This is a genomic window from Reichenbachiella sp. (genome assembly GCF_039944555.1).
Classification (GTDB): domain Bacteria; phylum Bacteroidota; class Bacteroidia; order Cytophagales; family Cyclobacteriaceae; genus Reichenbachiella.
The window spans coordinates 649117-675331 of record NZ_JBDUYN010000006.1 but is presented as its reverse complement, the minus strand read 5'-3'; the positions used below and the strand labels follow the sequence as shown (position 1 = coordinate 675331).

Here is a 26215-nt window from a genome sequence, read left to right as displayed (position 1 = left end):
GAATAAATGATTTACAAATTGTAAATTCTAAGCAATTGAAGGGACTACCAAGTAATAAATTGGCGACTGATGATATGATCTTATCCAGATGATGGAATGTTCTGTTACGGCGCGTGTTTTGTTTACTAAAATTTTGATTTTAGATATAAAAACGGTTGAATATTTCGATAAATTGACTTGTTGTGAAATAACTTAAAATGAACATTTCTGTTGTCACTTAAGGTATTGTCGATTTAGCCAAAGGCAGACTATATAGTATCAGTTGGATGTGAAATGATTGCAGGCAATTAGAAACAGGGGGCTATTTCCAATTCTATCTTTAACTCGATTGATTTTGCACTTGTTTGGCTTGATATGATCTCATCAATCTACCTAGGGTAAGGCCTTGGTAAAGTACCGAGCAAACTACTACGACATATGTCATCGTGACAATAATCTCCTGGCCATGAAATCCGGAAAGGGATAAAGAAACTGCTACAGGTAATCCACCGCGCAATGCACCCCAGGAGAGTACGGAAATTGTGCCATTGTCAAAGGCATGACTACGAGACATCAACTTAATAGGAAGAAAAACACTGAGCCATCGGCCAAATAACACAATGTTGAGGGCAAAAAATCCGGCAGCGAAATAATCGAGTCGCAGTGGAATCACAAGCATCTCAAAACCGATCAATACGAACAGCATAGCAGCTAATGACTCTTCCATTAGTTGCCAAAACTTGAATACATAGTACCCAACGGCACTTTCACCATCCGTCGAAGTTTCTGAATTCCTTATTACCAGTCCTGATATTACGGCAACCATCATGGACGAAATAGAGAGGTAATGGGCTACAAAAGATCCAACCATAACCAATGCCATGGTGACTAGTACCTCCACCTGGGCCTCATCATTGTCTATGTATTTCAAAGCTTTATAGCCTAACCAGCCAAAAAAGAGTCCGGCAATTAGCCCGCCTCCTAAATCTCTGATAAATACCCAGATTGAGCCACCAAGGCTCAACGAACCGGAAACGACTTCTTCTTTATATAGACTCACGAGTACAAGAGCCAAAATGATAGCAATACCGCCGTTCAAAAGAGCCTCGCCTGATATCTTGTTTTCCAACTCACTTGAGAGTTTATGTCTTTGTATCATTTTGGTAATGGCAACGGGGTCTGTTGAAGAAATCAGGGCCCCGAAAACCAAACAGCCGATATAATGCAACTCAATGTTCATAAAATCGAGCAGGTAATAGATTAGCGTACCAATAACAGAGGTAGAGATGAGTACGCCGAAAAAGGCTAGTACTAGTACAGGTACTAATTGATCACCCAACTTACCAAAATCGATGTTGAGAGCTCCGGCGAACAACATGACACTCAATACAAATCTGACTAGTACCTCTTCCATGTCATAGGCCTTTACCTGTTCGGCCAGGTGGAATTCCGGAAACATGCGTCCAAACACCAAAACCAATAGCGATAGAATAAGCGCTAAAATGCTCAACCCAATTGAGGAGGGAAGCTTAAGATAAAAGGTGTTCAGAAATATAAATAATCCTGAGAAAAAGATTAATACTGCAATGATGTCAAATATATGCATGCTTCAAAACTTTGCTTCAAATTAGCCATATAATGACTGATTTCAAGCTACTAAGTTAATTTTTTACACCGAAGGTCTGTCTCTGCATAATCTGGTATACTAAAATCAGTAAAAATACTGAGGTCTAAATGAGCTTTAAATGTGCGGCTTTTTTTATCAATTCAGCTGTATTCTGTACGCTGAGTTTTTTCATCATATTTACTCGATGAGTATCTACAGTACGTGCACTTACGAATAGTTGATCTGCGATTTCTTTAGTCGTGCGCCCTTCAGAAACCAACTCCAGAACTTCCATCTCTCGATCGGATAACTTTTTATGGGACTCTCCTTCTAAGGCCATGTTGCCAATCATCAGCTCCGATATTTCATTGTTGAAATACTTTTTGCCAAGGGCTACTGCATCTATGGCTGCCATTAACTCAATCTCATCTGCATTTTTGATCAAATAACCATATGCTCCATTTCGAACCGCTTTCACTACATATTGTCCTTCGGCGTGCATGGTTAGAACTACAAATCGACAATTCGGATATTTGTCTCTGGCCACTTTTATGGCATCCAAGCCATTTGTTTCTGGCATCGTGATGTCGATCAAAACCACATGAGGTGAAAACCTGTCCATAAGATCGAATAGCTCACTGACAGAAGCCGCTTCTCCAATGATATCCAGAGATTTATTTTTGGATAATAGTGCTATGATGCCCTCACGAAACAATTGATGATCATCAGCTACAATAATTTTGATTTTACTCATGCGGTTGGAATTTCAATTTCTAAGGTAGTTCCGGTAGGCTGACTCTCAATGTCAAGTGTACCGTTGGCTAATTTTACTCGTTCACGCATATTGCGGAGACCATTTCCCTTCGTGCTTTGATCAGGGTCAAATCCGATACCGTTGTCAGACACAAAGAAACTTACGTGCCTTTCGAAGGCAGTAACTGACAGCTTAATTTCATTGGCCTTTGAATGTTTGACAGCATTATTGAGAGATTCCTGTGCAATCCGATATAGTGTGATTTGTATGGAGTCATCAATATTGGCCTCACTCGGCATATCATTTTTGTAGCGAATTTGGATTGCAGAACTTTCATTAATTTGATCTACCAGGTTGCCAATCGCTTCTCCTGCACCAAAGTCTGCAAGTACACTTGGCATCAGATTATTCGACATTCGTCTGACTTCGCTAATAGTTTCATCAATATGATTGAGTAAGCTCTTTTTTGTTGTGTTTTGGAGCCCTGCTGTTTGAATATTCATTCGCAATGTGGTAAGCATAGGCCCCAGTCCGTCGTGCATTTCTTTGGATAATCTGGAACGCTCAATTTCTTCCCCATTCAGCATGGAACGTTGATTTTCGAGTAGTAGGCGCTCTTCATTCTTGTGGTACTCTTGAAGCTTCTCCTTCATTTGCTTCAGCGCCTGACCTAGTTTATCCTTTTCACTTAGCAGCTGATAAGTGGCATTGAAATTTCCCGCACCGATTTTTCCAGCAAATACAATAGTTTCATTCAAGGCATTTACCAATTTGTTTAAAGCTTCAAACATGTGTCCAATTTCATCGTGACGGGTCTGGGTTGAGTAGATAGGATTCAAAATTCCCTTTGACATGTCAATAAGCTTTTGTTCCATTTCTACAACCGGACTTACCACTTTTTTTGAAAGGTAGTAGGACCCTACAAGTACCGCGATGATGATTATCAGCAACATGATCATGAGGTTGTTTTTCAATTCCTCTAATGGGAAAAGAGCTTCCTGATGATTGATTTCCGTTAAGATGACCCATTTCAAACCATTAAGTTCTATTTTTTCATAACTGCTAAATACTTGCGTGCCTCTGTAGTCGGTAATTAGATCTTCCCCAGGCTGATTTGCAAATGCTCTTGTAACACCTTCGGACTTCACACTGACATTTTTGGGGCTGTCACGTAAAAATCGGGATTTAGTTCTAAGCTTGAAGTCACTGCCCACAATATAGGACTCCCCGGTTTGGCCAAGACCAGTTCTTTCAAGAAGGATACCCTGAATCTCAGGCTCTTCAGCCAATGCAATTAAAAACCCGCCATTGATGATTGAAATGAAGCCTACAGTGATTTCGTGAGAAGGGTTGTGCGGAGTCAGATCAAAAAGGCTTATTTGACCAGCATGGACTTCTACCTCGGAGGCAATTGGGTAGCCGAGAAGCGAATCAGGTTGAGTGGCATACACTCCTTCATGAAAAAATAAACCGGACGGAGGGGTCAAATCAGGTTTTTTAGATCTTAAGCTGAAAGCCTCATACCTCTCATTAAGCTCTTTTCTTATTTTCACAATTTTTAGCTGCTTCACCGAGGAGAGTTGTAACAGGACTCTTTCTTTAAGTGCGGCATCAAACTGGACATAAAACAAATAAGATAAAAATGCTGATACTACCAGCGAAAGCCCAATCATAATTAGAGCCAACTTATTGCCAATATTTAGTCGATTAAATAGCATCGATACAAAAATAGACTTTCTAGGAACTCAAGTAATATTAACTATTCAAATATATGAAAGAGCACGGGGTAGTATAGCATTACAATGTTTTATATCTTTCAGATGATGTAATCGACAAAAGACTTACTATGACAAAATCATCTGCTACCATTAGAGAAGCCGAATTCAGCCCCAATATCAAGTTATATACCTTATTGTACGTTTCTTTTTTTATAACCATTTCTTTTATAGGAATTGCCATACTGCCCATTTGGTTTTTTGGTTTGGGTCAGTACATCAGTAGACGATATTATGAAAGTTTATCCTGCCAATTGACTGCTCATCATCTTCAGTTCAAAAAGGGAGTGATGTTTAAGGTGGAGAAGACTATTCCATTGGAGAACATTCAGGACCTGACCTTTATTGAGAATCCGCTGCTCAAATGGCTCAATTTGAGAATTCTTAAAATCGAGACAGCGAGCCAAAGTCATCCGATGAGAAGTGATATGCAACTGGTGGGGATCGTAGACCCCAATGAATTTAAAGAGGCTGTTCTTGCTCAACGCGAACTGTTGTCCAATCGAAAGGATGGAAATTTATCTGACTCGAATGGCCAGAACGAAGTTGTGGAGATATTGAGAGATATAAAGGAGCTTTTGATCGAATTGAAAAATAAATAAACCGATTATCAATACTTGGAGCTTGGCTGCTGATGAATAGACCTTTTCTAATGATGCAACCTTAGCTGAAATAATGGCATCATCATATCAACTCAAAAAACCAAATAAAATGACCAGCACGAACAAAAAAGTAAGAATCATAGGAGTATTATTCCTATTGCAAATCACCACGGCCATCGTGAGCTATAGCGTGATGTTAGACCCCATTTTGTATGATCTGAATTTCATCCAGCTACTGGCAGCCAATGAAGTCACAGTTACTGTTGCTATGATTTTGGACTTAATATGCGGATTATCTGTATTTGGAATCGCAGTTTTGCTTTTTCCTATACTAAAAAAGTACAACGAACGGATTGCACTCTGGTATGTCGGTCTAAGGTTAAATGAATTGGTAACGTTTGTAATTGGTGGTGTAATGCTCTTGACACTGCTATCCTTGAGTAAAACTTATCAGGAAGCTGACTCATCCAGTCTTGACAGTATGGCCATATTGGCCAAGTCACTGTTGAGAGCAAGAGGAAATACTCAGGATATCAGTCTTTTTATCTACTGTTTTGGGACCTCGATGTTTTATTACTTATTGTTTCAAACCAAATTGATTCCCAGATTCATTTCTGTCTGGGGTCTCATTGGCGTTGTTCTGCTCTTCGTGGAAATAACAGCCAACATTTTCAAGACGTCAGCGGGAGGTATGATGATTATGATGCCTTTGGGTTTGAACGAGATTTTCCTTGGATTCTGGCTCATCTTTAAAGGATTTGATGAGCAAAGGTTAGACGCATAGACTCATTACTGCATACTACACCAACTAGAGTGCGAGTAGATAGGTGAAAAAATTTCTCATTAAAATTTGCGTAACCGATTAGTTACGTTTATACTTGTAACTGAACGGTTACTTAAAATAATGAGACGAGATGTTTTTCAGGCCATTGCCGACCCCGTAAGAAGAGATATTATAGAAATGCTGGCAGAGGAGGCACTTACAGTAAATACGGTAGCCGAAAAGTTTGATGTCAGTCGACCCGCCATTTCAAAACACTTGAAAATATTGAAAGAATGCGGCATAATAACTATCGACAAGCAAGGAAGAGAACGGCTTTGCCAAATAAAGCCTGCGAACCTTATTCCCGCTTTTATGTGGATAGAGCAGTACCGTAAGCTTTGGGAAGACAGACTGGATTCTTTCGAAGATTATTTAATCAAATTACAATCAAAAGATAAAAAAGATGAGTGACAAGAATGATTTAAGTAAAAGGACTCTGACCCTGGAGAGAACTTTTAATGCACCTATCAGATTGGTATGGGAGGCCTGGACGCAACCTGAGCATATTGCTAAATGGTGGGGACCTAAGGGAATGGAAACCAAGGTAATTGAACACAACTTCAAGGAAGGCGGCGTTTGGAAATTTTCAATGACCATGCCTGACGGTAAGGAGTTCATTACAGAAGGAGTGTACGCTGTAATTGTAGAATTTGAAAAAATCATCTCATCAGCTGATTTCAAGCCCATGACAGAAGGAGTGGAGATTCAAGCCTATTTTAAAGAAAATGGAGATAAAACCAATTTTACCTTTAGCGTGGTACATGAAACCGAAGAATACTGTAAGCAACAGGAGGAAATGGGCTTCTACAACGGATGGGTTTCAGTATTTAATAACCTGGAAGAATTTTTAGGACTAATAGTCAACAAATAAATTGATAAAATCATGAAGACAATGACTTGTAAGCAACTTGGAGGGGCCTGTGAAAAAGAATTTCATGCAAATACTTTTGAAGAGATGGCTAAACTAAGCAAAGAACATGGAACTGAAATGTTTCAGAAAGGTGATGAAGTACATCTTGAGGCCATGAACGAAATACAAAAAATGATGCAAAAACCGGATGCTATGCAGCAGTGGATTGAAAGTAAAAGAAAGGAATTTGAAGCTCTTCCTGACGATTAGTACGTGAAAAAGATGATAGCCTTGTCCGTTTTAAGCCACAGGTCTTCCAAGACAATCATTGGATGAATCAGTTGTTTATAAAACTGATGTAGATCATCATAAAACCCAAGTCAATCCTGGCTTGGGTTTTGTATTTTTATGGAAACCCCGAATGACAAAAAGGAAATGGCAAGACCAAAAACAAAAGGTGAGTTAATCAGTCTTAGTAATAAGAACTTTGACAAGTTGATAGGCTTCATAGATCAGATGTCTGTTGAGGAGCAAGATGCCGAATTTCCAAAAGGGACACTTAATAGGAATATTCGTGATGTACTGACTCATCTCCACCATTGGCATTCCATGCTACTCAACTGGTACAAAGTGGGTTCTTCAGGCAAAATACCAGAAATGCCAGCCAAAGGGTATACCTGGAAAACTACCCCTGAATTGAATAAGAAAATTTGGAAAGACTATCAAAAGGTTGAACTCAGCGAGGCCAAAAAGATGATAAATGGCTCTTTTGCAGAAATTCAAAAAATTATTAACAATCACTCCAATGAAGAACTCTTTGAGAAAAAGAAATACAAATGGACGGGGAGTACTTCATTGGGTGCTTATCTGATTTCTGCTACTTCGAGCCACTACGACTGGGCGCTCAAGCTGATTAAGAAAGCAATGAAATAACAAGCTCCTGATCCCCTTTCTCAATCTTCTGTAAATGAGCACAAGGATAGATTTCGTACAACCATATTGTGCGGCCTAAATTAGAATATTTATCTTAGGTGAAAAACACCTATGCTTAAGTCAAATATATTTCCCATCCTGTTGGTCAATTTCATCGGAATTTTGGGAATCAGCGTGGTCATACCCATCTTGATCTTTATTGTGACAGATTTTGGTGGAAATGGTTTTGTTTATGGCCTTCTCGGCGCTACCTATCCATTTTTTCAATTCATCGGAGCACCCATTCTCGGCAAGCTTTCCGATAGGGTAGGACGTAAAAAAGTACTTGTTATCTCCCAAGCAGGTACATTTTTTTCATGGTCATTATTTCTTCTTGCATTTTTTCTACCAACGATAGAAGTATGGAAGCAAACCACTTCTTGGACTGGAAGCTATCTAATGACGCTTCCATTACTGATCATTTTTGTTGCAAGAATGCTGGATGGTTTTACCGGTGGCAATATTTCTGTGGCCAATGCGTATATGTCGGATATTTCGACCGACGAAGACAGAAGCGAAAACTTCGGAAAAATGGGTGCTTCATCAAGTATGGGCTTTGTTGTTGGTCCGGCCCTAGCTGGATTACTTGCAAGCACCATTATGGGAGAGATACTGCCGATCATTATTGCTTCAGCGATATCTCTGGCGGCCATTTTCATTATCATTTTCAGACTGAAAGAGAGTAATCCCTGTGTGGTGGATACCAATAGTATTTCCTTTAAAGGGTTTAGGCAATTCTTTCAAGTGTCCCATAAACCATGTTATACTGAAGGGCAGGTGGAAATGGAGAAAGAGTCTAATGATGGTTGGCGATCAATTATCAAAGTGGAAGGTGTCCCGTCTCTGTATGTTATTTATTTCATCACCTTTTTGGCATTTAGCCTGTTCTATGCTGGATGGCCTGTGTATGTAAGTAGCCAGTTGGGTTGGTCATCTATCCAGTTGGGCATCTTTCTGGCCTATTTTAGTTTGGTTATGGTTTTTGTTCAGGGCCCGGGATTGAAAATTCTATCCAAGCGATTAAGTAGTAAACGTCTGATCCTGTATGGATCTTTAGTGCTCAGTGCTGGTTTCGCGATATTGACGACAGGAAATGAGATGATATTGTTTGTCGCAGCTACGGTGATGGCCGTCGGCAACGGTGTCATGTGGCCTAGCTTTATGGCAGTCTTGTCCAAGGCTGGTACATCCGATTCCCAAGGCAGTATTCAAGGATATGGTAGTTCTATGGGAAGTATAGCAAGCATACTTGGTCTGGTGATGGGAGGGTTACTTGTACAAAGTTTAGGGACCTGGGTTTTTCTAATGGCAGCTGGTTTGTTTTTGATAATTGCTGCTTTCTGCTTTAGTATAGATAGCCAAGACGGCTGACTGTAATCCGTATTCTTACTTTTTTTTCGAATCTTTTCTATGAACTTAAGGGGTAATTTTTCCTTGAGAGGGTATTTGTTTAATAGTGCCAATTATTCTTTGTATCAGCGGATATATAGAGATTTATGATATTTCAAGAATAAATACTTAAATTATTCGATCGGACTATTGACCTGACTTGAAGACCCCAATCTTAACCTTGGCACCAATTAATACCTAGAACGCAATGCCTTTTGAGCGGTTTAGAAAAGGTTGAAGCGTAATTGTCAATCTGAAGCTATGGAAATGATTAGATCAATATTTGTCATATTACTTATACTGTCAACCTTACATAATTTAAATGCACAAACTCCGGAACTTGACAGTTTGGAGGCAATTTTAAAAGATTATGCTGCCGAAGATACGTTCAAAGTTAATTTGTTAAATAAAATTGGCTTAAAGTCTAATCGATATGACTTGAACAAAACATTCTCTTACGGGCAAAAGGCTGGGCAAATTGGAGAATCCATTGGCTTCAAGAAAGGACAAGCTGAAGGCCTTAGACTGGTCGGTGAGTATTATATGCGAAAATCTGAGCCTGATAGAGATTCTGCATTATTAAATCTCGAGCAAGCTTTGCACTTATTTGAAGAGCTGAATAATAGACGAGGCATAGGGCAGACCTATAGAAGTCTGGGTACTTGCTATTTCTTTCTCAATAACTTTTATAAATCTCTTGAATACTCACACAAATCATTGAGCATACTGGAAGAACTTGGACTCAAAGAGGAAATAGCTAACATACTGACCAATATAGGGTCTCTTCACTCCATACAGTACAACCCCAAGGAAGCGCTGGATTATTACACAAAGGCACTGAATATTTTCGAAGAACTGGGAATTAAGTTTAAACGAGCCGTCTGCCTATACAATATCTCCGACATGCATATCAGAATTGGCAGTTACTCAGATGCCCTCGATAACCTTGAAAAGTCTATGGTCATTCTGGAAGAACTCAATTTGAAAACCATGATACCCAGTGGACTCAACAACCTGGGGAACATCAAAAAACTACAAAAAGACTATACAGAGGCTCTTACATACTATAACCGCTCGCTAAACCAGAGCGAAAGTTTGGGATTGAAGGGTACAGCATGCGACAATCTTATAGGTTTGGCCGAGGTGCACTATGCACTGAAAAACTTTAACAAAGCAGAAGAATATGGTATACGAGGTTTGGCTCTAGCTGATGAAATGAGCATTCTCGAACGACAAAAACAAATCCACGCTGTTTTATCAAAAATATATGAGGTAAAAAAGGACTATAAAAAGGCATATACTTTTCATAAACAATTCAAAATACTCAGTGATAGTCTCTTTAATGAGGAAAATATCAAAAAACTTGCTGGCTTGGAGTATCAATACGAATTTGATCAGGAGAAACAAGCCATACTACTCGAGCAGCAAAAGAAAGATGTCCTGCAGGCCGAAGCATTTAGAAGACAAAAATTAGTTAGAAATGCCTTTATCTATGGCTTTGTATTAGTGCTGCTATTGGTCCTGGCCATCATGTACAATTTAATTCAAAAACAAAAGGCGAATAAGAAGCTGACGGCTTTGAACAAATCTAAAGACGATATCTTTTCCATTGTGGCGCATGACTTAAGAGCACCGGTAGGCAACATCAAGGCATTCATTGAACTTATTCTTTCAAATCAGAAGAATTATGACCATCAGGAAACCATGACCATCATGGCTCGGTTAGGAACACAAAGTGCCTCCGTATTTAATATATTGGAAAACCTTTTCGCCTGGGCGAATAGTCAGCGACAGAACATCGTTCTAAATGCCTCCAGTCAACCTTTGAATCACGCGATTGAAAGCAACATTAATCTGTTAAAGGACAGCGCAAAGGCAAAAAATATTAGCATTACCAATAAGGTTAATTCTGAATTAGCTGCCTTCTATGATCTGATGCTTATTTCTACTGTAGTTAGAAATTTGCTGGCCAATGCTGTTAAATTCACGCATGAAAACGGAGAAATCATCATCAACGCAGAAGAAGTAGAACAATATGTTCAGGTGTCAATAACCGACAGTGGAGTAGGCATTGATCCGAAGAAAGTCAAATCTATATTTGATCCTGAAGTCTATGAAACCACCTTGGGAACAAATTCTGAAAGAGGTTCGGGTTTGGGATTAAAATTGAGCCATGAGTTTGTAACGAAGCACAATGGCAAGATCTGGGTGGAAAGTGAAGTAGATAAGGGAAGCAAATTTGTTTTTACTTTGCCTAGAGAAGAGTAAAAAAGTTTCTTACTAATTCGACATAAAAACGTGTGGGAATGACTTCGGTCTTTTTACTGATCTTCCTTAATGCAGCGTATCAAGAACCTTCTAAGTAATTCCATCTCGTCCAATTCTAAATGATGATCATGAGAATGAATAACCGTGAATTCGTTGAACAAATGTATGTGAGATTTACCCGGGTAACTGATTTTCACAGGCTTGTAACCTTTATTATTTTGCTCCCTTTTCTCTGTGGTCAAATTCTGTAACCAATAATCAGCACTTTCTGGTGCATACATAAAGACTGATCCTTGAAAAATGCCAGCAGGAACAATATTCAAAGGATTATCTGCCGTGAACAAATCGAAATGCCTAGAAAATTTAGTTATTGTAATATCAGCTTTTCTTGAGTTAATTTTGGGTGCAGCTCCTGTCATTTTTGATAGAAGATCAAAGTAACCAATCCAGTCATCAGCTGTTGGAAGCCGCCAATCCACAGGGCAAATTGAATCCAGTTCATTCATATGATACCAACGTCCCTTTATCTGAGGGTATCGAATTTCTTCTTTGGTGCTTAATTTTTTGGATAAATCTGTCTCCAAATTTAGGTTCTCCAGCATCCATATTTGCCCGTTTACCTCTCCGATACCGTAAGACTGATCATCTCTTTGGTCCACTAAAACCTCAGATTGTGCTAAGGTGTTCAACGGCAAGCAAAGAGCAAAGAACCAAACGATTTTATTCATACTCGATCAATTTTAGTATTGAAAATTAACAGAGAAGGTTTATAAAAACAGCATGGAATTTACATTTTTCTATTAGTACGCATTTGTACTAGGTTTACCTTTATCTCTCACTTTTTCTTCTTAAAAATATCCCAAAACCGCTTCTTTTTCTTCTTCTTAGGTGTGTCTGATTGATTTTCAGATTCTTCCTTGCTTTCCGAATTTTCCAAGCCACTGCCCCTATCCTTTTTGGTTTTCTTCTTGAAAGCCTTTACCAGGAAGTTGTCCTCACGATGGAGTTCGCAGTCCGCCAGATCATTAGGAAATGAGAAGTATGAGTTAAGTCGTTCGGACAGTTGGGAATCATTTTTCACCTTCAGGTGAAACTTGGCCCAAATCGGTAAGGCCATGTTGGCACCCTGACCATCTTTGATTGAACTAAAGTGCAAGCCAGGGTCATCAGCACCGACCCAGACAACACCGAGCCATTCCGGCGTGTAGCCTACGAACCAACCATCAGCATGATTCTGCGTGGTGCCGGTTTTGGCAGCAATTGGGTCGTGTATACTATACCAGTTACGTATTCTTCTGGCTGTCCCCCGATCCGCAACGGATCGCATCATGTTGGTAATTTGATGGGCCACTCGGGCGGAAAGTACTCGCTCAGATTGTTCAAGTGCATGACTGTATATGTCGTTTCCATTTGCATCTTCAATCTTGGCAATGATCATCTGCTGATGTTGCCAGCCCCCACTCGCGAATGGCGTGTATATGCGGTTGATTTCTTCTACGGACATGTTGGCTACGCCTAACGCAATAGAAGGTACTTCAGGTAAATCGTCCTTAGCACCCAGTTGCTCTGCAAAGGCAATTACATCTTCGATGCCAGATTCCATTAATAGCTTTACACTAATCGTATTGATGGAATGGGTTAGACCACCGAGCAATGAAGAACTACCATCATATTCTCCGCTACTATTTTGAGGTGTCCAGTCATCATATTGCGTGTATTGCACCTGTTGGTTCGAGATGAAGTCACAAGGTGCGTAGCCATCATCCAAAGCTTTGGCATAAACGATTGGTTTGAATACTGAACCCACCTGTCTTTCTGATAAGATATGGTCGTATTGTGAAGCTTGGTAATCACGTCCACCCACCCAGGCCAGCACCTGCCCATTGTGAGGATTGGTCACTAGAAATCCGGATTGCAAAGTGGCATCAATCTCTTCAGAAAGCTTGCCCTGCTGTTTTAAGTCCGAATCAAAGGCTTTTTGCAGCTGATTGAGATGAGCCACCACGGCCTCTTGTGCATACTGTTGCATACGTGAGTCAATAGTCGTATATATTCTCAAGCCATCTGTTTCCAAATTGTACGCATCACCTTCCTCGTTAGAAAGATCTTCGAGCAGCTTTTGTACCTGTTGCCGCAGGTGCTGCGTAAGGTGCAGGGCAGACGAAGCTTCGCTTGTATTTCTGCTATATTTTAATTCTAAAGGAAGATCCTTTAATTGACTGGCTTCCTCTGATGTCAAAAAAGTTTGCTTTTCCATCTGGGACAGCACCACATTTCTTCGCCTTTTGGATTTTTCAGGGTTCAGTCTGGGATTGTAAGAAGTGGGTGATTTTAGCATGCCTATAAGCACGGCCGCCTGCTCAGTTTTGATATCAGCTGGAGAGGTGGAAAAGAAGCGCTCACAAGCCGTTTTGATACCATAAGTGTCTTCACCAAGTGATACCGTATTGAGGTACAATTCCAATATCTCATCTTTGGTGTATACCTCATTCAGTTTGTTGGCTATGATGATTTCGCGTGCTTTCACCGCCGGCATGGTCAACCAACCATGGTCTTGCCTTCCGAATACATTTTTGGCCAACTGTTGGCTTATGGTACTGCCGCCGCCGGCATTTTGTCCCAGAATGATTGATTTTACGACCACACGAATCATACTCTGATGATCCACCCCTCGATGTTCATAAAATCTGGAATCTTCAGTGGCGATGAGCGCATCAATGATAGTTGGAGAAATGTCTTCGATAGCAACTTCCGATCTGTTTTCCAGAAAGTACCTTCCTAGAACCTGACCATCTTTACTATAAACTTCTGAAGCTTGAGCATTGATCAAATTTTGCAAATCTTCATTAGTAGGCACCGGGCCAAATACACCTACATAAACAGCACCGAAAAAACCAATAAAGAATAAAAGGCCAAGTATGGTCAGCCTAAGTGACCATTGAAACAGGTGGATAACCGGGCTGGTGCTTTCTTCTTTTTCTTTGCTGGAACTCTTTCTCTTTTTGGAACTCATAACTTGCTAGTGGAACGCAATATTCTTCAAATATTTTATCATTTAGTAGCTTCTCACTGATATCTTATGATGCATACTACAAAGCACTTCATCAAACCATGATAATTGTCATTTTTGTAGGAATTCCAGAACTTTCTTAACCATTTCAAATACTTTATCGTATTTTTACAATAAATAGAAAAATCATGAATACTTCTGAAGAATTAAAGCAAATCGTAAAAGACAAATACGCCAAAATTGCTACGCAAGAAACAGCTATCAACGCGTCCTCCTGTTGTGGAGCGACACCTTCGTCTGGGGAAGTATATAATATCATGACTGATGATTATAGTCAGGTTGAAGGATATAACCCTGACGCTGATCTGGCTTTGGGATGTGGATTGCCTACGGCGTTCGCGAATATTCAAAAAGGAGATGTAGTGATTGATTTAGGTTCAGGAGCCGGAAATGACTGTTTCATTGCAAGACACGAAACGGGAGCCGAAGGAAAAGTAATCGGTATCGATTTCACGGAGCCTATGATCGACAAGGCCAGAATCAATGCTGATAAATTAGGGTTCAATAATGTAGAGTTTAGATATGGAGATATAGAAAACATGCCAGTTGCTGATAATACTGCTGATGTGATGGTGAGCAACTGTGTCCTTAACCTGGTTCCCAACAAAGAGCGTGTAATCTCAGAGATTTATCGAGTGTTGAAACCCGGTGGTCACTTTAGTATTTCAGATATTGTATTGATTGGAGATTTGCCGGCCGAACTGCAAAACGACGCTGAAATGTACGCTGGATGTGTGTCTGGAGCCATTCAAAAAGAGGAGTATCTAGGGTATATCAAGGGTTTGGGTTTTGATAACATGGTCATCCAAAAAGAAAAGACTATCGATATCCCTTACGATATTTTATCTAAATACCTGGATGCCGAAGGACTTGCACAGTTCAAATCCGGGACAACTGGTATCTTCAGTATCACCGTATATGCTGAAAAGCCAGGATCTAAAACCAGCAAGCCTAAAATGAAACTATCAGAATTGCAGGATAGCTGTGCTCCAGGCAGTGGGTGTTGTTGATTAGCGATTAGCCAGTTGCCAAAAACTAACGGCCAATTATGCTTCCGCCAATTGTTTATGTTTCCCTTTGCTTTTTCGGATACGAACAGACACCACCTTATACTCTGGACACATCGCTTCTGAGCAATGCTCATCCGAAGTGATGATATTTAACATGACTTCCGGAAAATGAAAGGTTGAACTCAATATGCCAGGTTTCATTTGTTCAGTTACAGCAGCCTTAATATCTACTTTCCCTCTGGCACTTTCCACGCAGACAAAATCGCCATCAGCGATGCCCTCTTTTTTGGCATCAGCCGGATGAACGAGAAGTAGATCTTCTGTGAGTATCTCTACATTTCCGGTTCTCCGAGTCATAGCTCCACAATTGTAGTGTTCCAACTCTCTGTTTGTCGTAATAATGTAGGGAAAGTCCTTTTCGTTTCTTTCAACCTCGCGAGACTTCTGATAGTCGTAGTACTGAAATTTACCTTTTCCTCTTTTAAATTCTTCAATATGAAGCATTTGGGTATCAGTACCATCTTCCAGTACAGGCCATTGCTTACCGTTGTCGCCCAGCTCATCCCATTTGACTCCTTTGAAGAAAGGTACGATCTGCGATATTTCTTCGAGCATGCCTTTTGCGGTATAGTCAGGCTGCTCATAACCCATTCTGTTCATTACATCCACGATGATCTGACCGTCTGGTTTACATCCTTCCAGAGGCTCAACCACTCTGTTTACGCGCTGAATTCTACGCTCTCCATTAGTGAACGTTCCTTCTTTTTCAAGGAAAGAAGCACCAGGCAGGATCACAGTCGCTCTCATGGCGGTCTCCGTCATAAAGAGTTCCTGTACGACTAGCAATTCCAGGTTTTCCATCGCGGCGATTACTTTGTTGGTGTTAGGGTCTGTCTGCACGACATCCTCACCAATGATCCATAACGCCTTCAAATCTCCAGCAATGGCCGCATCAAACATTTCAGGTATCTTGAATCCTATGTGACTAGGTACATCAGCCCTGTAGAATGCATTGTATCTGCTGTTGACCTCAGGGTCAGTTACATCCAGGTAGCCTGCACCCTGGTGAGGTTGCGCACCCATATCAGCCGCCCCCTGTACATTGTTTTGTCCGCGCAAGGGATTTACTCCTGCACCCTTTTTACCTATGTTTCCGGTAATCATTGCCAGATCAGCAATCAACTGGACAGTAAACGTGCCTTGCAAATGCTCAGTTACGCCCAAACCATGAAACTCCATGGCAGCTTTTGAGCTGGCATACGCCAATGCCGCTTCTTTTACTAAATCCTTATCTACTCCAGTCTCCTCAGCCATTTCATCCATGTCTAGCTTCAGAATTTCGGCTTTCATTTCGTCGTATCCTTCAGTACGCGTTTCTATGAAAGCTTTATCTTCAACACTTTCCGAAATGATATAGTACAGCATCATATTCAAAAGAGCGACATTAGTACCTGGCTTCAACTGTAGGTGATAGGTAGCATATTTCGCCAATTCGATCTTTCTTGGATCAATCACAATACTTGGAACCCCTTTCATCATCCTTTGTTTGATCTTGGCGCCCGTTACAGGATGTGCGTCTGTTGGATTGGCCCCGATCACAAGGATAAATTCGGCAAAATCTAAATCTTCAATGGAGTTGGTAGCTGCACCAGTTCCGAACGAACGCTGCATTCCAAGGGCAGTAGGCGAATGACATACACGTGCGCAACAGTCAATATTGTTGGTGCCCACGACCGCTCTGATGAATTTTTGCATGAGATAATTCTCTTCATTGGGTGTGCGTGCGGAGGATATACCTGCAATCGCATCTGGGCCGTTACTGGCTTTTATTCTATTGAATTCACTTACGATATGGTCATAAGCCTCATCCCAGGTCACTTTTTCAAATTCACCATTTCGTTTGATCATCGGACTGGTCAATCGATCAGGGTGATTGTAAAATTTAAATGCATATCGGCCTTTTAGGCAAGTATGTCCTCCATTAGCTGCTGCATCATATGGGGCTTGAATGCTTAAAATCTCACCGCTGGAAGTGGAGACTTCCAGATTACACCCTACACCACAGTAGGTGCAAATGGTCCTTGTTTTTTCAGTGGCCTCAATGGCTTTGGATTGAAAGACGTCCGAGATCGCTGAGGTAGGGCAGGCCTGAGAGCAGGCACCACAACTTACGCAGTCTGATTCCATAAAGGTTTCGTCCTGTCCTTTGATAATCATAGAATCAAACCCTCTTCCCGCCATGCTAAGTACCATTTGGCCTTGTACTTCGTCACACGCTCGAACGCATCGATAGCAATTAATACATTTGGACATGTCCGAGGTCATATAGGGATGACTCAAATCCTTTTCCCTATCCAGGTGATTGTCACCGGCAGGGTAACGGACTTCTCTGATACCCACCTGTGCAGCCACAGTTTGCAGCTCGCAGTTGCCATTTACTTCACAGGTAAGACAATCCAGCGGATGGTCGGTAAGTACCAGTTCCAGGATGTTTTTTCTTAACGATTTAATGGAAGGTGTATCGGGATAAATATACTGACCTTCGACTACGGGTGTATGGCAGGAAGCCATAGTCTTGGAGTTGCCGTTTTCTTCAAGCGCCACATCTACACTACACACCCTACAGGAGCCAAAAGGGTCAAGGTTAGGTGCATCGCATAAGGTGGGTACGGCATTTTCTCCTTTATGTCTTTTAAGAAAGGAAAGCATGGTTTCGCCTTCTTTGATCTCAAATTTCTGGTTGTTAATGTATGCGTATTTCATAGTCTCTATCCCTTAGTTGAAGTACTGCTTCAGTTCATCCCCAAAATATTGTAATGCATTTCGCACCGGTAGTGGAATACCACCTCCATGTGCGCACAATGAGCCCTGCTCTAAAGTGGTAAGCAAATCGTCAAAAAGAGCCTGGTCAATTTTGTAATCGGATACCAGCGCTTTTGTCGCCAACTCTTGTCCTCGCTTTGTTCCAAGCCTGCATGGAAAACACTTCCCGCAACTTTCATAAGAAGCAAAATCAAAAAGATGTTCAATGAATTTCATCAGTGGGTAGTCGTCAGGTATACAAACAATGGAGGCATGCCCCAATAAGAACCCCTGTGTGGCAAACGATTCAAAGTCAATTGTTAAGTCTTCAATTTTGGATACCGGAACAAGACCGCCCAGCGGGCCCCCGATCTGCATGGCCTTTACCGGTTTTTTAAATCCACCACCCAATTCGTTTACCACGACCGCAAGCGGGGTACCCATGTCCACCTCGTATAGACCAGGGTTGTTGAAAAAACTGTCCAGACATATCAGCTTGGTGCCAGATGATTGTTCTGTTCCAATAGCCTTCCAGGCTGCTCCACCATTTTCCATTACAAAGTGCATGGCAGCCAAAGTTTCTACGTTGTTTACCACCGTAGGCTTATTGAACAACCCTTTTTGTGCAGGATAGGGTGGTCGTACCCGGACCTCAGGTCTTTGACCCTCGATGGAGTTAATTAATGCCGTTTCCTCACCACATATGTATGAGCCCTGCGCCCGAATCACCTTAAAGTCGAAATTGAACCGGCTACCCTCAATGTTTTCACCAATCAACCCTTTGGTTCGCAATTCGTCAATGGCGTTTTGAATAACAATAGCCGATTCGGGATATTCAGCCCTGATATAGACCACGCCGTGACTGGCACCTGTGACATAACCTGAGATCAACATGCCGAAAAGTACCGAATGCGGTTGGTGTTCCATCAAATACCGATCGGAATATGCGCCTGGATCACCTTCATCGGCATTACAAATAATGAATTTGGTGTCGCTGGAGGTATTTCGGCAAAATTCAAGCTTAGTTCCTATCGGGAAGCCAGCACCCCCGCGACCTCGAACAAAAGAGGTTTTTATTTCTTCCAAAACCACAACAGAATTCTTTTTGATCGCCGCTTTGAAGGGCTCGTAGTATTCGTCCACGGTTGTGAATGGAGCAGTGAGTATTTGCTGTCCGGCGGCCTTTATATTATACTCATCATTGCCTGTTCCTGATTCTTTGAGAAGATCTGATATGGGCCGACTGGTCCCGGAGTAATTTTTTCCGTCATAATGAAAAGCATTATTCTCGTGGCATCTTCCCAGGCAGGTCATATGCCCGATTTCTTCTTCCTTAAAATGAGATTTTAGGTTATCAATCAGGCCTTCTTGTGTTCCCGCGCAGAGACAGGCTGTGCCATTGCAGACATATACTTTTTTTCCTTTGTTTTCAGGCTTGAGAAAATCATAGAAGGTTGCCGTACCATAAGTATTTGCTTTGCCTATTAAAAATTCGTCAGCAAGCCGATCAAGATCTTCTGAGCTGGGTGTTCCTGTCGGCTCAGCCAACTTCCCCAATCGATCAAACAGGTTATCTTTTAATCCTTTTCTCCCTGATAATTCACTTAAATTTTCTGACATGTCAGCGTATGTTCCCAGGACTTGCAGCAAGTCTTGAGAGTTTTGGGTTAATAATAAAAAAACTGCGAGAATAAAGTTAAAGAATTAATTGCAATGGAGAATTGCAGATGAGCATGAAGTATCACCTTATGATTATTGGTGTCATTTATGATCTTTATTAAAAAAAGAGCGTTCTATTGATGAATCTATCACACTGACTTATATTTATCTTTAGTCATACGATAAAAAATTAAATCAAATGATACTACCAAGTCCTGACAACATCCTTCTATTTATTACGGCTGCCACTATACTAATTATCGTACCCGGACCTGCGGTGCTCTACATTATGATGAAAAGTATGGAACAAGGTTATAAAGCAGGCATTGCTTCTGTTCTTGGTGTGGGCATTGGCGCTATGGTCCACGTCATAGCCGCGGCTGTTGGTGTATCGGCACTGTTGGTTGCTTCGGCCACTGCCTTTTCTTTATTGAAATATCTTGGAGCATTGTATTTGATCTATTTGGGTATTAAGAAATTGACTGATAAGACACCGGTGATAGAGGAGAAAAAGATTGATAAAAAGTCGCTCTTTAATATTTTCTATGAAGGAATTATTGTAAATATTCTGAGCCCTAAGTCGGCTATTTTCTTCTTTGCATTCCTACCACAGTTTATCAATCCGGAAAGAGGAGGAACGACCTCTCAGATACTCTTTTTGGGTTTGTTGTTCTTCATAATAGCCCTGATCAGTGACATGTGCTATGTGCTCTTGTCTGGCAAATTGGTCAAGCAATTCAGGGCAAGCACACTTTATCCAAAAATTCAGAAATATGCCAGCGGCTCCATTCACATTGCATTGGGTTTATTGACACTCACGGTCAATAAACCAAGTGATTTTACTGGGTCAAAATAGTAACCTGTGAGGTTAAAAAAAATTACAACGCTTCTTGCAGGAACAGTTGTATTTATACTCCTGACCGTTCTCACTCAAATTGGTGGTCTCATATTTGTCATCGGACTTATTGTCAATGAAAAACTTAATGTCAAAAGAGCCTTCTACAAATTCGGAGTTATGTTGGGTCTGTATTTTCTGGGTACCTATCTGATGGTTCCGATACTTGCCGGACTATTTGGAAGGGAACGAATAGTGACTACCCAAAATATAAGTCCTACCAACTACATGACTGTTTTCCTTAACCGAAATTACGTACGACCTGAACTCAATCATATATTATTGAATGCAGAAAAATCCTTGAAGGGAACAGGAATTGAAATTGGTTATTTAGATGCCAGTTTTCCCTTTGTGGATGGGTTTCCGCTACTTCCTCATCTAAGTCACAAAGACGGCAAGAAGCTGGATATCAGCTTGATGTATGAAAATGAACTTGGAGAACTAACGAATGATAAGGTGTCAGTGAGTGGCTACGGTGTTTTTGAAGAGGCAAATGATATGGAAATCCAACAAACCAGCCTCTGTAAAGCCAAGGGCTATTTCCAATATGACTACCCAAAGTATTTGACCTTGGGACGAATTAATGAAAACCTGAAGTACTCAAATAAAGGAACTCGCCAACTGGTTCAAGCACTATTGTCTGATGCTGATTTGGGTAAAATGTTTATTGAACCGCATCTCAAACAAAGGTTAAAAATCAATGATAGTAGAATAGCCTTTCATGGATGTAGAGCAGTAAGACACGATGACCACATTCACATACAGCTAAGATAGTAGGCATCCATTAATCCCAAACTTCACGTTCTATCACATTGCTGTTAATTCTGGTTGCTGAAAGTCGTAAAATAGTGGCGTGAAACCAGCATGTAAGGAATACACCGCTTCGGCGGACCAATCTCGGCGAGGAACCGCTGGCCAGAAAAGACAAAATATAAACAGATGAAACGAAGAATAATTACTTTTCTTATGCTTTTGGTGAGCTGGGTGTCCCTGGCACAGTCCAAACTAATCACTACTAAAACCGAGTCTGGCAAGACTGTCAAATTTATTTTGCACCTGCCCAAATCATACGATGCTTCCGAAGTCTATCCTGTAGTAGTTGGCCCTTCAGAACTGGAGAATTTGAATGGCTCGTATTATTGGAAAAACTTCAAGTCGAATGATTCCTGGATATTGATAGATGCTGAAACCTATAAGGGCACAGGTCAGGTGAATGCACTAAAAGCGATTCGAAAATATTTGCAAGCCAATCATAGTATAGAAGGGGATAGGTTTCACGCGGTATGTTTCAGCGCCAATAGCTCACCCATTTTTAAACTGGTAATGGCGGCTCCTGAACTTTTCCATAGTGTAACAGGCATGCCGGCAAGCGTTTCAGCAAGTGACTCGGAATACAAAAAACTTGAGGACGTGAAAGTACAGTTCCTCGTAGGAGAGGATGATGGATACTGGTTGAGAAGCAGTCGATCGCTTCATGCAAAATTTCAAAAATTGGGTCTTGATTCGAGATTGGAAGTTTTTCCGGACGTAGGGCATTTCTTGATTTTGGTTCGAGGCCAACCTCTGATGGATAGATTGGATAAGTTCAGACCAAAATTATAGTAGAATGAAGCTTCTATTTTTTGCACTATGTATTTACTCATCTGTTACTTACGCCCAAGAGTATGAAATCCTCTTTACCAAACAGGTAAACAACAACGACAATATTTATAGCCTCAATCATTTGGGTCAGCTGACGCAAATCACAGATAACCCGAGGAAGGACAGTAGTCCTATGCTATCACCGAATGGTAAAAGGTTGGTATTCACATCTGAAAGAGTGGGGTGGTGGAAAATCTGGCTGATGGACATGGAAAAGAATGAATTCCGGCAGTTGACTAATTCAGGCAGGGCGGAATACAATCCATCCTGGTCGCCCGATGGACAAACCATCCTTTTTGTATCAGGTCGCAGCGGTGGGTCGGAGATCTATACCATGAATTTGGAAGAAAAAGGTGTAAAGCAATTAACCAGCAATGGAAGTAACACGCTACCGAGCTGGGCTACGGATGGAAGGATATACTATTCAAGTCAGGTCTCTGGAACCTACCAGGTATGGAGCATGAAGCCGGATGGTGCTGACAAAAAACAATTGACTTACAGCAAAGGAGACAAGCTGATGGCTCAGCTTTCTCCAAATAAGAAGGTCATCCTATATTATGGCAATCAGGATGGCAATATGGAGATATACGTGATGGACTTGAACTCCGTTCAGACCAATCGTTTAACCAATGATAATCTGATGGATATTCGTCCCAGGTGGTCTCCTGACGGCAAGCAGATCGTATTTGAGCGTGGCAACAAGCGTAATGACCAACAAATCTATATCATGGATGCTGACGGCCAAAATCAACGGCAACTGACTCAATCTGGATACAACTATGCTCCTTCTTTTGCTCGATAATTGATTTTAGAGTGACTCTCTGATATTAAATGTAACATTTTCTTTTATAAAGTAAGGAATCCTTACTAATATTGCTTCGACGATTTTGTCAAACACGTAAAATTTAGAGAAATGAAAAAGTCAACTTTTTATCATGCAGGATGTCCGGTATGCGTAAGCGCTGAGCAGGACTTGTTGAATCTGATCAATCCGAAACAGGTGGATATCATCCATCTTGGAGATCAAAGGGAGAAACTCTCTGAGGCTGAAAAGTTAGGTGTACAGTCTGTTCCTGCTCTGGTTACACCAGAGGGTAGTGTACTTCACATCAATTTTGGAGCAGCACTGGCTGACCTTAAGTCTTAATATTTTTTTAGTTTATAAAGTTAGGAATCCTTTCTAAAATTGAAGCTATGATAAAATTTATAACAATAATTTTTCTTTTGTTTCTCTCGGCCACTACCGGTGCCTGCGAGGACAGTCCGGAAATTGGATCAGACGATCAGAATTTCAAGGTAAAAAATGTGCAGGTAACTAACCTGAAACGGTTCGGGATAAATGTTTGGGAAATCGAAGTAGAGGGTCAAGCTGGAGCTACCATTCCCACGGGAGTCGGTCAGCTTGATGGAGCCCCAGTGATGGGATATGTTTTTCCTACCAGTCTAAAGTCTACAGACGTTGGGTTTTCTGTTGCTGAAGGAATTCTTGCACTGGCATTAACTTCTCATCCTGATTTTGACGATACACCGTTGTGGGATGAAAACAATGATACCTCATACGATAACGATGGTGTTATCTGGCACGCGCATTGGGTACTGCTCGTTGAAGACGAGCGTGTGGCCGGTGGACTGGCTGTCAGGCAGTTTGATACAAATGACGCTCAAGTGAACTTGCCACCTACTAATCCGGGTATGCCTATGTTTATGGACTCACCTGGCTTCCAGGTGATTACCGAAGGCTCATTTATTAGAGTGGTTGTACCGATGTATCGAATGAACAATCAGACTGATTTTAACTATGACGCTGTGGCTGTCTATATGCAGGTAAACACCTCTAATTCAGACCTACCTATGCTCGGTGTCTATGAGGTCTATAGTGTGGCTAGTGGTGATTTGTCCCTTCCTTATTCAGTAGAGATTGAGCCATGAAGGTAGCAGTTTGGGACACCTATGTAAAAAGGCAGGATGGCCTGCAGATGCACTTTGACATCCTGGTGCCAGAAGAGGTTCGTAACAGCGATCAAGTATTTGAATATATCGATCAATACCTGGGGCAGAAGAACTTCTTAGCTGAGGATGTACGATCTGGCAGATGTCAATTTTGCCATATGGAACAGGCCTCAGAAGATGTGAAATCCATAATTGATCAAAGAGGTTATTACATTTTAGAGTTTGAAAATTGTAATTGAGATTTGTCTGATTAATTAGGAATACTAACTTTGTCCGGCGGGTTTCTAAAACCTGTCGGACAATTTTATGAAGAAAAGCGCATTCGATATAGAATCACAACAGGAGAACCTGACAAGCAAGGTGGTGGTAGGCCTGGAGCGCATTTCTGAAGTTTTCAAGGCATTGCTATGGGATCAGGCTAAGGCTACCGGTTTGAGTCCAATTCAAATTCAAATTCTTGTTTTCGTCACCTATCACAAGCCAGAGTTGTGCAAGGTAAGTTACCTGGCTCAGGAGTTTAATGTCACTAAGCCTACGATTAGCGATGCGGTGAGAGTTCTTTTGTTGAAAGGACTGGTTGAAAAAAAGGATGCAGGCCAGGATAGCAGAAGTTATATAATTGGCCTTACAGAATCAGGACATCAAATAGTAACTGGAATTGAGCAGTTTGCTGCGCCCGTTAGCAGCCAGGTAGAAAAAATGTCTGCTGAGCAACTTTCTAGTATTTATAAATCTCTTGCTGATCTGATTTATCAATTGAACCGATCTGGGGTTCTGAGCGTGCAAAGGACTTGTTATTTGTGCAACTTTTATGAAAATCAAGAGGACGGGCATTACTGCCATTTTCTTAAGCAAAAACTAATGGAAACAGAGATTCGCATAGATTGCCCCGAATTTGAATCTAAACCAAGTTAAAGTATAATGGAGTCCTTTTACGACCTGACTTTCGAGGGTGTTAATTATTCAATGGAAGGTTTTCCAGAAGGGGAATTTGAAAGTTGCACTTTTAAAAATTGCATTTTTTCTGAAGTCAATTTGTCGCACCGAACCTTTATGGAATGCGAATTCCACGATTGTGATTTTACGGGAGTAAAACTGGGAGATACGGCATTTAAGGATGTGAAGTTTGTAGAAAGTAAGTTATTGGGAGTTGACTTTTCATCTTGCAATCCGTTCCTATTGGAAATGGGTTTTGATCGGTGTGTGATGAATTTGACCTCATTTTATCAACTTAATTTGAAGGGCACTTTTTTCAGCAATTGCAGTTTGGAAGAAGTGGATTTTGTAGAGACTAACCTAACTGAGGCAAGATTTGTTGACTGCAATTTGGCCTTGGCACAATTTGATCAGACCAATTTGGAAAAGGCTGATTTTAGAACGTCGATTAATTTTTCAATTAATCCATTAAATAACCGAATGGCAAAAGCGATATTCTCCAGAGAGGGCCTGATTGGTCTTTTGGACCCATTTGATATCAAAGTGGAAGGCTAGAAATTCATAAAAGCATAAGACAAAATATTAGCACCCATCTTTAGTGCTTCCTGCCTTTTACTCTCCGGGTCATTGTAGATAGATCGATCTTCCCAGCCATTGCCGAGGTCAGATTCGTAAGAATAAAAGCATACGAGCCGTCCTTCATAGAGGAGTCCAAATCCCTGAGGAGGCTTGCCGTCATGCTCATGAATCTTGGGTAAACCGTTCTTGAATTTAAACTTCTGATCATAAATAGGATGATTGAATGGAAGCTCAATGAACTCCAATTCAGGAAAAACCTTTTTCATTTCCAGTCGGATAAACTGGTCCATTCCGTAGTTGTCGTCGATATGGAGAAATCCACCTGCAATCATATATTTCCTTAGATTCTCTGCCTGTCTGGAATTGAAGACCACATTGCCATGACCAGTCAGGTAAATGTATGGGTAGAGAAAGATATCCGGACTGCCTACTTCTACTACATCATCTACCTTGTCTAAATTCATGCGCAAATGACGATTACAGAATGAAGCCAGGTTAGGCAGCGCAGTCTTGTTGGCATACCAATCACCTCCGCCGTCGTATTTGAGTTTGGCTAATTTGATTTTGTCCTGACCGTGCACATTGGTGGACAAGAGTAGAACGAAATAGAGGAATATATACTTTGACATAATTGTAGGATAAACGTAATATATTT

At 41.0% G+C, this 26215-nt stretch carries 26 protein-coding genes; 18 read left to right on the top strand and 8 right to left on the bottom strand.

Annotated features, from left to right (window positions below; genetic code table 11):
* Positions 1–319 precede the first annotated feature (319 nt).
* From ABJD64_RS07385 to ABJD64_RS07375, 3 genes are all read right to left on the bottom strand, one after another.
* Positions 320–1585, bottom strand: a complete 1266-nt coding sequence (locus tag ABJD64_RS07385) for a sodium:proton antiporter (RefSeq protein WP_348180065.1) — start codon at positions 1583–1585, stop codon at positions 320–322.
* A gap of 124 nt (positions 1586–1709) precedes the next feature.
* The gene (locus ABJD64_RS07380; protein ID WP_348180064.1) at positions 1710–2339 is read right to left on the bottom strand and encodes a response regulator transcription factor; all 630 of its coding nucleotides are present in this window, start codon (positions 2337–2339) and stop codon (positions 1710–1712) included.
* The gene (locus tag ABJD64_RS07375) at positions 2336–4057 is read right to left on the bottom strand and encodes a sensor histidine kinase (RefSeq protein WP_348180063.1); all 1722 of its coding nucleotides are present in this window, start codon (positions 4055–4057) and stop codon (positions 2336–2338) included. Before ABJD64_RS07375 ends, ABJD64_RS07380 begins: the two co-directional genes overlap by 4 nt.
* A 128-nt stretch (positions 4058–4185) precedes the next feature.
* Between ABJD64_RS07375 and ABJD64_RS07370 the strand changes: the two genes are divergently transcribed.
* The 8 genes from ABJD64_RS07370 (at position 4186) to ABJD64_RS07335 (ending at position 11018) form a co-directional block, all read left to right on the top strand.
* Complete coding sequence (locus ABJD64_RS07370) at positions 4186–4716, top strand: PH domain-containing protein (RefSeq protein WP_348180061.1); 531 nt, start codon at positions 4186–4188, stop codon at positions 4714–4716.
* 109 nt (positions 4717–4825) lie between these two features.
* A complete protein-coding gene (locus ABJD64_RS07365) occupies positions 4826–5500 on the top strand; it encodes a DUF4386 domain-containing protein (protein WP_348180060.1) in 675 nt (224 codons plus the stop codon).
* Between the two features lie 120 nt (positions 5501–5620).
* Entirely contained in the window at positions 5621–5950 is a 330-nt protein-coding gene (locus tag ABJD64_RS07360) for a metalloregulator ArsR/SmtB family transcription factor (protein ID WP_348180058.1), read from the top strand.
* Positions 5943–6410 (top strand): SRPBCC domain-containing protein, encoded by a 468-nt coding sequence (locus tag ABJD64_RS07355; RefSeq protein ID WP_348180056.1) that lies wholly within the window; start codon positions 5943–5945, stop codon positions 6408–6410. Before ABJD64_RS07360 ends, ABJD64_RS07355 begins: the two co-directional genes overlap by 8 nt.
* Positions 6411–6422: 12 nt before the next feature.
* Complete coding sequence (locus ABJD64_RS07350) at positions 6423–6659, top strand: DUF1059 domain-containing protein (RefSeq protein WP_348180054.1); 237 nt, start codon at positions 6423–6425, stop codon at positions 6657–6659.
* Between the two features lie 165 nt (positions 6660–6824).
* Positions 6825–7322, top strand: a complete 498-nt coding sequence (locus tag ABJD64_RS07345; protein ID WP_348180053.1) for a ClbS/DfsB family four-helix bundle protein — start codon at positions 6825–6827, stop codon at positions 7320–7322.
* A gap of 111 nt (positions 7323–7433) precedes the next feature.
* A complete protein-coding gene (locus ABJD64_RS07340) occupies positions 7434–8732 on the top strand; it encodes an MFS transporter (protein ID WP_348180051.1) in 1299 nt (432 codons plus the stop codon).
* A gap of 456 nt (positions 8733–9188) precedes the next feature.
* Positions 9189–11018: a tetratricopeptide repeat-containing sensor histidine kinase gene (locus ABJD64_RS07335; RefSeq protein ID WP_348194981.1), complete on the top strand. Its 1830-nt coding sequence runs from the start codon at positions 9189–9191 to the stop codon at positions 11016–11018.
* Positions 11019–11071: 53 nt separating this feature from the next.
* On the opposite strand, the gene ABJD64_RS07330 is transcribed toward ABJD64_RS07335, so the two are convergent.
* The gene (locus tag ABJD64_RS07330) at positions 11072–11746 is read right to left on the bottom strand and encodes an FISUMP domain-containing protein (RefSeq protein ID WP_348180048.1); all 675 of its coding nucleotides are present in this window, start codon (positions 11744–11746) and stop codon (positions 11072–11074) included.
* Between the two features lie 107 nt (positions 11747–11853).
* Positions 11854–14031: a transglycosylase domain-containing protein gene (locus ABJD64_RS07325; protein ID WP_348180046.1), complete on the bottom strand. Its 2178-nt coding sequence runs from the start codon at positions 14029–14031 to the stop codon at positions 11854–11856.
* Positions 14032–14216: 185 nt separating this feature from the next.
* On the opposite strand from ABJD64_RS07325, the gene ABJD64_RS07320 reads away from it, so the two are divergent.
* Positions 14217–15098 carry an arsenite methyltransferase gene (locus ABJD64_RS07320; RefSeq protein ID WP_348180045.1) on the top strand — a complete coding sequence of 294 codons (882 nt, stop codon included), beginning with the start codon at positions 14217–14219 and terminating at the stop codon, positions 15096–15098.
* 36 nt (positions 15099–15134) lie between these two features.
* Here the strand turns inward: ABJD64_RS07320 and fdhF are convergent, their stop codons facing one another.
* Both fdhF and ABJD64_RS07310 read right to left on the bottom strand, forming a co-directional pair.
* Positions 15135–17861, bottom strand: a complete 2727-nt coding sequence (gene fdhF, locus ABJD64_RS07315) for a formate dehydrogenase subunit alpha (protein ID WP_348180044.1) — start codon at positions 17859–17861, stop codon at positions 15135–15137.
* 12 nt (positions 17862–17873) lie between these two features.
* On the bottom strand, positions 17874–19520 hold the full coding sequence (locus tag ABJD64_RS07310; RefSeq protein WP_348180042.1) for an NADH-ubiquinone oxidoreductase-F iron-sulfur binding region domain-containing protein: 1647 nt from the start codon (positions 19518–19520) through the stop codon (positions 17874–17876).
* 238 nt (positions 19521–19758) lie between these two features.
* Between ABJD64_RS07310 and ABJD64_RS07305 the strand changes: the two genes are divergently transcribed.
* From ABJD64_RS07305 to ABJD64_RS07265, 9 genes are all read left to right on the top strand, one after another.
* A complete protein-coding gene (locus tag ABJD64_RS07305; RefSeq protein ID WP_348180041.1) occupies positions 19759–20415 on the top strand; it encodes a LysE family translocator in 657 nt (218 codons plus the stop codon).
* Between the two features lie 6 nt (positions 20416–20421).
* Complete coding sequence (locus ABJD64_RS07300) at positions 20422–21228, top strand: hypothetical protein (RefSeq protein WP_348180040.1); 807 nt, start codon at positions 20422–20424, stop codon at positions 21226–21228.
* 165 nt (positions 21229–21393) lie between these two features.
* Entirely contained in the window at positions 21394–22056 is a 663-nt protein-coding gene (locus tag ABJD64_RS07295; RefSeq protein ID WP_348180038.1) for a hypothetical protein, read from the top strand.
* Between the two features lie 4 nt (positions 22057–22060).
* Positions 22061–22897 (top strand): DPP IV N-terminal domain-containing protein, encoded by an 837-nt coding sequence (locus ABJD64_RS07290; protein ID WP_348180036.1) that lies wholly within the window; start codon positions 22061–22063, stop codon positions 22895–22897.
* A 111-nt stretch (positions 22898–23008) separates the two neighbouring features.
* Positions 23009–23242 (top strand): thioredoxin family protein, encoded by a 234-nt coding sequence (locus tag ABJD64_RS07285; RefSeq protein ID WP_348180034.1) that lies wholly within the window; start codon positions 23009–23011, stop codon positions 23240–23242.
* A gap of 47 nt (positions 23243–23289) precedes the next feature.
* A complete protein-coding gene (locus ABJD64_RS07280; protein WP_348180032.1) occupies positions 23290–24024 on the top strand; it encodes a hypothetical protein in 735 nt (244 codons plus the stop codon).
* Entirely contained in the window at positions 24021–24284 is a 264-nt protein-coding gene (locus tag ABJD64_RS07275) for a DUF2024 family protein (RefSeq protein ID WP_348180030.1), read from the top strand. The genes ABJD64_RS07280 and ABJD64_RS07275 overlap by 4 nt, the downstream gene beginning before the upstream one ends.
* Positions 24285–24351: 67 nt before the next feature.
* A complete protein-coding gene (locus tag ABJD64_RS07270; protein ID WP_348180028.1) occupies positions 24352–24960 on the top strand; it encodes a MarR family transcriptional regulator in 609 nt (202 codons plus the stop codon).
* A 6-nt stretch (positions 24961–24966) separates the two neighbouring features.
* Positions 24967–25536 carry a pentapeptide repeat-containing protein gene (locus ABJD64_RS07265; protein WP_348180026.1) on the top strand — a complete coding sequence of 190 codons (570 nt, stop codon included), beginning with the start codon at positions 24967–24969 and terminating at the stop codon, positions 25534–25536.
* On the opposite strand, the gene ABJD64_RS07260 is transcribed toward ABJD64_RS07265, so the two are convergent.
* Positions 25533–26189, bottom strand: coding sequence for a DUF4159 domain-containing protein (locus ABJD64_RS07260; RefSeq protein WP_348180024.1), 657 nt, complete (start codon positions 26187–26189; stop codon positions 25533–25535). The genes ABJD64_RS07265 and ABJD64_RS07260 overlap by 4 nt on opposite strands.
* Positions 26190–26215 lie beyond the last annotated feature (26 nt).

Coding starts and splice junctions, on each gene's coding strand:
- ABJD64_RS07385 (WP_348180065.1), bottom strand. CDS start 1,585: ATGCATATATTTGACATCATTGCAGTATTAATCTTTTTCTCAGGATTA.
- ABJD64_RS07380 (WP_348180064.1), bottom strand. CDS start 2,339: ATGAGTAAAATCAAAATTATTGTAGCTGATGATCATCAATTGTTTCGT.
- ABJD64_RS07375 (WP_348180063.1), bottom strand. CDS start 4,057: ATGCTATTTAATCGACTAAATATTGGCAATAAGTTGGCTCTAATTATG.
- ABJD64_RS07370 (WP_348180061.1), top strand. CDS start 4,186: ATGACAAAATCATCTGCTACCATTAGAGAAGCCGAATTCAGCCCCAAT.
- ABJD64_RS07365 (WP_348180060.1), top strand. CDS start 4,826: ATGACCAGCACGAACAAAAAAGTAAGAATCATAGGAGTATTATTCCTA.
- ABJD64_RS07360 (WP_348180058.1), top strand. CDS start 5,621: ATGAGACGAGATGTTTTTCAGGCCATTGCCGACCCCGTAAGAAGAGAT.
- ABJD64_RS07355 (WP_348180056.1), top strand. CDS start 5,943: ATGAGTGACAAGAATGATTTAAGTAAAAGGACTCTGACCCTGGAGAGA.
- ABJD64_RS07350 (WP_348180054.1), top strand. CDS start 6,423: ATGAAGACAATGACTTGTAAGCAACTTGGAGGGGCCTGTGAAAAAGAA.
- ABJD64_RS07345 (WP_348180053.1), top strand. CDS start 6,825: ATGGCAAGACCAAAAACAAAAGGTGAGTTAATCAGTCTTAGTAATAAG.
- ABJD64_RS07340 (WP_348180051.1), top strand. CDS start 7,434: ATGCTTAAGTCAAATATATTTCCCATCCTGTTGGTCAATTTCATCGGA.
- ABJD64_RS07330 (WP_348180048.1), bottom strand. CDS start 11,746: ATGAATAAAATCGTTTGGTTCTTTGCTCTTTGCTTGCCGTTGAACACC.
- ABJD64_RS07325 (WP_348180046.1), bottom strand. CDS start 14,031: ATGAGTTCCAAAAAGAGAAAGAGTTCCAGCAAAGAAAAAGAAGAAAGC.
- ABJD64_RS07320 (WP_348180045.1), top strand. CDS start 14,217: ATGAATACTTCTGAAGAATTAAAGCAAATCGTAAAAGACAAATACGCC.
- fdhF (WP_348180044.1), bottom strand. CDS start 17,861: ATGAAATACGCATACATTAACAACCAGAAATTTGAGATCAAAGAAGGC.
- ABJD64_RS07310 (WP_348180042.1), bottom strand. CDS start 19,520: ATGTCAGAAAATTTAAGTGAATTATCAGGGAGAAAAGGATTAAAAGAT.
- ABJD64_RS07305 (WP_348180041.1), top strand. CDS start 19,759: ATGATACTACCAAGTCCTGACAACATCCTTCTATTTATTACGGCTGCC.
- ABJD64_RS07295 (WP_348180038.1), top strand. CDS start 21,394: ATGAAACGAAGAATAATTACTTTTCTTATGCTTTTGGTGAGCTGGGTG.
- ABJD64_RS07290 (WP_348180036.1), top strand. CDS start 22,061: ATGAAGCTTCTATTTTTTGCACTATGTATTTACTCATCTGTTACTTAC.
- ABJD64_RS07285 (WP_348180034.1), top strand. CDS start 23,009: ATGAAAAAGTCAACTTTTTATCATGCAGGATGTCCGGTATGCGTAAGC.
- ABJD64_RS07280 (WP_348180032.1), top strand. CDS start 23,290: ATGATAAAATTTATAACAATAATTTTTCTTTTGTTTCTCTCGGCCACT.
- ABJD64_RS07275 (WP_348180030.1), top strand. CDS start 24,021: ATGAAGGTAGCAGTTTGGGACACCTATGTAAAAAGGCAGGATGGCCTG.
- ABJD64_RS07270 (WP_348180028.1), top strand. CDS start 24,352: ATGAAGAAAAGCGCATTCGATATAGAATCACAACAGGAGAACCTGACA.
- ABJD64_RS07265 (WP_348180026.1), top strand. CDS start 24,967: ATGGAGTCCTTTTACGACCTGACTTTCGAGGGTGTTAATTATTCAATG.
- ABJD64_RS07260 (WP_348180024.1), bottom strand. CDS start 26,189: ATGTCAAAGTATATATTCCTCTATTTCGTTCTACTCTTGTCCACCAAT.